Below are 5758 nucleotides of genomic sequence, written 5' to 3' on the forward strand. Positions count from 1 at the left end.
GCCGATCCCGGCGCCGGTGTAGCCCTTGTCGGTCAGCGTCGGCAGGCCGGCCGCGGCGGCCGGGTACAGCGCGGGGAAGGCGTGAGCTCGGGCGCAGGTGATGTCGTGGGTGGAGCCGGGTTCGACCGGGGAGGTCCAGATCGGGAAGCCGGTCGGGTCGGTCACGACCTGGATGTTCCCGCCGTGGTGGTGGTGTTTGCCGGAGTACCACAGGTCGTGTCCCGCAGCGGATTTCGCGTTGACGCGGGTGGACTCGATGAGGGTGCCGTCCAGGGCGACGAACGCCCACCCGGCCTGCCGGCCCTGGGCCAAGACCTCGGTCAGGTCCGGGGCCTGGGCGGCGATGACGTCGATCGCTTCGTGCAGGTACCGGTAGCCGGTGGCCTGGCTGACTCCTGCGTCGCGGGCCAGCAGGTGGATGTCGGTGCCATCGATCAGCCAGCGCAGCACCAGCACGGCTTGGGTCCAGCAGGTCGCGGCCCGCTGCCAGGGCCGGGCGTCGACCCGATGCCGGTGGGCCTGGATCCAGCGCGACACGCGGGCAACAGTCTGGGTCGGGACATCGAGGGTGGCACGATACGACAGCACGTGGGGTCCTTGGTCGGGCTTGTTTCTTGGTCGAAACCGACTCTGGGCCACGGGACCCCACGTGTACCTTGTGACACGCCAGTCACACTGGCATCACAGGCTCCTCAGCCCAATGGCCCCGCGCCTGGTGAGAAAACCTCATTGTTCCGGCCTTTCCTGGTATTTCTCGTGGTCCTGTCGCGAGGGAGGCCACGAAGCGCATGCGAATCGGACTGGGAAGGCCTCTGCCCCCGGCAGTGGGCGGGCACGGACTCGATCCAAGGACGTCATCCCGTCGTCTTTCCACTCGAACCTCGACTCGGATGTCGGCTCCTCGTGAGGAATGCCGGTCAACGAGGCGATGGCATACCGGGTGGGCGACCGGCGAGAGGCCCTTGACCATGGATGGAGATTCGGACCCTGTCCACAAAACAGTGTTCCGAGAAGGCAGTTGACGCAGCGGCGACCGATCGCTCCCACGATCGGACCCATGGGCCCGATGCTGATCCTCGGGTGTCCCCGCGGAGTGGCCGAGGTCGCCGTTCCGCATATACACGCTGTGAAAGGAACGAGATGTCCGGCCCGGCCGGACATCGTCCTGCCCGCCTGTGCCATGTTTCCCTTATGGCATTCCTACCTGACCTTCGCCGCGTATCAATGCCATCCTGAGAGCCAATTATGCTGCGAAGCGGGGTCATTGGCGATAGGCTCGCGTCATGGCAGCGTGGAGCCCCCTGGAATGGCCGGTGCTGCGGCAGTTCCGCAGCGGTGACGTCTTCGGGCGGGGGCCCGCCGTCACCTCGCCGACGACCCGGCACATCGCCCCCCGGACCGCGACCGCGGACCGGGTCGTCCAGAGTGTCTGCCCCTTCTGCGCGGTGGGCTGCGGACAGAAGATCTACGTCAAGGACGAGAAGGTCGTCCAGATCGAGGGCGATCCCGACTCCCCGATCTCCCGCGGACGACTCTGCCCCAAGGGCGCCTCGAGCGCGCAGCTCGTCAACAACCCGCTGCGCCAGACCGCGATCCGCTACCGCGCTCCGTATGCGACGGACTGGCAGGACCTCGACCGCGACACCGCGATCGACATGATCGCCGACCGGTTCCTCGAGACCCGGCGCCGGACCTGGCAGGACCGGGACGAGCACGGCCGTCCGCTCCGCCGGACGATGGGCATCGCCTCGCTCGGCGGCGCGACGCTCGACAACGAGGAGAACTACCTCATCAAGAAGCTGTTCACGGCGGCCGGCGCCATCCAGATCGAGAACCAGGCCCGTATTTGACACTCCGCCACGGTTCCCGGTCTGGGAGCCTCCTTCGGGCGTGGCGGCGCCACGCAGACGTTGCAGGACATGGCGAACGCCGACTGCATCATTCTCATGGGCGGCAACATGGCCGAGGCGCACCCGGTCGGATTCCAATGGGTGACCGAGGCCAAGGCGAGGGGCGCCCGCGTGATCCACATCGACCCCCGGTTCACGCGCACCTCGGCCGTCGCCGACCGCCACATCGCGATCCGGGCCGGCTCGGACGTCGTCCTCCTCGGCGGGCTCGTCAACCATGTCCTGACCCACGACCTGTACTTCCGGGAGTACGTCGTCGCATACACGAACGCCGCGACCCTCCTCGGGGAGGACTTCCGCGACACCGAGGATCTCGGCGGCCTGTTCTCCGGCTTCGACCCGCGGACGGGCGACTACGACCCCTCGACGTGGGCCTACGCCCACCCGGACGGCCGGGTCGAGTCGACGGGCGGCGAGGAGCACGGCGCGAGCGCCTCGGCGCGGGCCGCCGGGGACCAGCACGGCTCGGGGGGTCCCGCCCTCGAGCACTCCACGGTGCTGCGCGACGACACGCTCCAGAACCCGCGCACCGTCTTCCAGGTCCTCCGGCGCCACTTCTCCCGCTACACCCCCGAGATGGTCCGTGACATGTGCGGGATCACCCTGGAGGAGTTCGAGTACCTCGCCCGGTCGGTCACCGAGAACTCCGGCCGGGAGCGGACGACGTGCTTCGGGTATGCGACGGGGTGGACCCAGCACACCCTCGGCGTCCAGTTCATCCGGACCGCCGCGATCCTCCAGCTGCTCCTGGGCAACGTCGGCCGTCCCGGTGGCGGCATCATGGCGCTGCGCGGGCATGCGAGCATCCAGGGCTCGACGGACATCCCGACGCTGTTCAACCTCCTGCCGGGCTACCTGCCGATGCCGTCGGCGGGCCTCCACGACACCCTCGCCGACTACCTCGAGGAGGTCGCCTCCCCGACGCAGAAGGGCTTCTGGGCCTACGCCGACACCTACACCATCAGCCTGCTCAAGGCCTGGTTCGGCGACGCGGCGACGGCCGACAACGACTGGGCCTACGACTACCTCCCCCGGCTGAACGGCCCGCACGGCACCTACCAGACGGCGATGGACATGCTCGCGGACAAGGTCGAGGGGTACTTCGTCCTCGGCCAGAACCCCGCGGTCGGGTCGGCCAACGGGCGCCAGCAGCGGATGGCGATGTCGCACCTGAAGTGGCTCGTCGTCCGGGACCTCAACCTCATCGAGTCCGCGACCTGGTGGAAGGACGGCCCGGAGATCGCCTCCGGGGAGCTGCGGACGGAGGACATCGGGACCGAGGTCTTCTTCCTCCCGGCGGCCACCCACGTCGAGAAGGCGGGGTCCTTCACCCAGACCCAGCGCCTGCTCCAGTGGCGCCACCAGGCGGTCGAGCCGCCGGGCCAGGCCGAGAGCGAGCTCGACTTCTTCCACGAGCTCGGCCGCCGGATCCGCGAGCGCCTCGCGGGATCCACCGACGAGCGGGACCGTCCGCTCCTCGACCTCACGTGGGACTACCCCCTCGACGAGCACGGCAAGCCGGACCCCGAGGCGGTGCTGTCGGAGATCAACGGCTACCACGTGACAGGTCCCGACGCGGGGCGGAACCTCTCGTCGTACACCGAGATGAAGGCCGACGGGTCCACCGCGTGCGGCTGCTGGATCTACACCGGGGTGTATGCCGAAGGCCACAACCTCGCGGCCCGGCGCGTCCCGAACGGTGGTGCGGGCATCGCCCAGACGGAATGGGGCTGGGCCTGGCCCGCCGACCGGCGGATCCTCTACAACCGAGCGTCCGCCGACCCGCAGGGACGGCCGTGGAGCGAGCGGAAGAAGTACGTGTGGTGGGACGAGCAGGCGGGCCGGTGGACCGGCTCGGACGTGCCGGACTTCCCCGTCGACAGGGCGCCCGATGCCCGGCCGGACCCGGACCTCGGAGGTGCCGAGGCCCTCGCGGGCGACGACCCGTTCATCATGCAGTCCGACGGCAAGGGATGGCTCTTCGCCCCGACCGGGCTCGTCGACGGCCCGCTGCCGGCGCACTACGAGCCGCAGGAGTCACCGGTCCGCAACGCGCTCTACCCGCAGCAGCAGGCGCCCGCCCGCGTCCTGTTCCCCCGCGAGGACAACCTCGGGGCGCCGAGCGCCGACGAGCCGGGCGCCGACGTCTACCCCTACGTCTTCACGACCTACCGCCTCACCGAGCACCACACGGCGGGCGGGATGAGCCGATGGTCCCCCGTCCTCGCCGAGCTGCAGCCGGAGATGTTCTGCGAGGTGTCCCCCCAGCTCGCGGCCGAGCGCGGCCTCGAGACGGGCGGCTGGGCCACCATCGTCTCCCCCCGCTCGGCGATCGAGGCACGCGTCCTCGTCACCGACCGGATGCGCCCGCTGCGGATCAACGGCCGGGAGGTCCACCAGGTGGGCCTGCCCTACCACTGGGGCGTCGGCACCGATGCCGTCGTGTCCGGCGACGCCGCCAACGACCTCCTCGGCGTCGCGCTCGACCCCAACACCCAGATCCAGGAGTCGAAGGTCGCCTCGTGCGACGTCGTCGCCGGACGGCGTCCCCACGGCGAGGCCCTCCTGCGGCTGGTGCGCGACTACCAGCTGCGAGCGGGCGCTACCGTCGGGACCGACAGCGCTCGCATCACCGACCCCGCCCGGGAGACCGTGGAGCCGGATCCGGGCGACGACGAGCAGGGGAGCGTATGGCATACCCGATGGTGAGGAGGCAGACCTGATGGGGCAGCTGTCCGGGCCGACCGACCCGACGGCCGATGCCGGCTGGCCCGCCGACCGGCCGCGCAAGGGCTTCTTCACCGACACCTCGATCTGCATCGGGTGCAAGGCCTGCGAGGTCGCCTGCAAGCAGTGGAACGACAACCCGCGCGACGGCGACCTCGAGCTGACCGGCATGTCCTACGACAACACCGTCTCGCTCGGGGCGAGCACGTGGCGGCACGTCGCCTTCGTCGAGCAGGGCGCCGAGCAGATCGCCCAGGCGCGGCGCTCCGGTCGTGCGCTCGTCGACCTCGGTATGCCGACGGTCCGGTCCGCGGCCCCCTCGCCGGCCCCGGCCCCCGCCGGCGGGACCCCGCCCGACGTGGCTCCCGTCGACACGACACCGCCGGACACCCCCGAGTTCCGCTGGCTCATGGCCTCCGACGTGTGCAAGCACTGCACGCACGCCGGATGCCTCGACGTCTGCCCGACGGGCGCGCTCTTCCGCACCGAGTTCGGCACCGTCGTCATCCAGCCCGACGTGTGCAACGGGTGTGGGACCTGCGTCGCCGGCTGTCCCTTCGGCGTCGTCGAGCGCCGCAGCGACGGGACCGCCGCCCCGACGACGCGGGAGGGCCAGCGCAAGGGCGAGCAGCCGCCGGTCCCCAAGCGGGGCGTCGCGCAGAAGTGCACGCTGTGCTACGACCGGCTCCTCGATGACGAGATCCCGGCGTGTGCGAAGACGTGCCCGACGACCTCCATCAAGTTCGGCGACCGCGAGGACCTCGTCGCCGTCGCGCGCGAGCGCGTGGCCGAGCTCCACGCGCAGGGGATGACGGAGGCGCGGCTCTACGGCGCGAACGACCGCGACGGCGTCGGCGGCACCGGCTCGGTCTTCCTCCTCCTCGACGAGCCGGAGGTCTACGGCCTGCCGCCCGACCCGCGCGTCTGCACCACCGACCTGCCGGAGATGTTCCGACGAGCGACGATGGCAGGCGTCGGCATGCTCGCCGGCGCCGCCATCGCCTTCCTCGCGGGGTGTCGATGACCACCTCCCCCTACGACGAGCTGCGTCCGCCCGAGCCGCCCCGGCGCCGAGGACGTCGCGGTGCCCGGGGTCGAGCCGGCGGCGGTGACCGGCCGGG

General features: G+C 70.8%; 3 protein-coding genes. 2 read left to right on the forward strand and 1 reads right to left on the reverse strand.

Going from position 1 to position 5758, the window contains the following annotated elements; genetic code table 11:
• On the reverse strand, positions 1-588 hold a 588-nt coding region (locus BN12_RS18160), incomplete at its 3' end, for a transposase family protein (protein WP_048554682.1).
• A gap of 695 nt (positions 589-1283) precedes the next feature.
• Between BN12_RS18160 and fdh the strand changes: the two genes are divergently transcribed.
• Positions 1284-4619, forward strand: coding sequence for a formate dehydrogenase (gene fdh / locus BN12_RS18170; RefSeq protein WP_235432461.1), 3336 nt, complete (start codon positions 1284-1286; stop codon positions 4617-4619).
• A 13-nt stretch (positions 4620-4632) separates the two neighbouring features.
• A complete protein-coding gene (locus tag BN12_RS18175) occupies positions 4633-5661 on the forward strand; it encodes a 4Fe-4S dicluster domain-containing protein (protein WP_048554686.1) in 1029 nt (342 codons plus the stop codon).
• Positions 5662-5758: the final 97 nt, after the last annotated feature.

Source organism: Nostocoides japonicum T1-X7, from assembly GCF_001046855.1.
GTDB classification, from domain to species: Bacteria; Actinomycetota; Actinomycetes; order Actinomycetales; family Dermatophilaceae; genus Nostocoides; species Nostocoides japonicum.

What these genes read in the sequence shown, in the direction of transcription:
- BN12_RS18175 (WP_048554686.1), top strand. Translation starts at nt 4,633, where the DNA reads ATGGGGCAGCTGTCCGGGCCGACCGACCCGACGGCCGATGCCGGCTGG.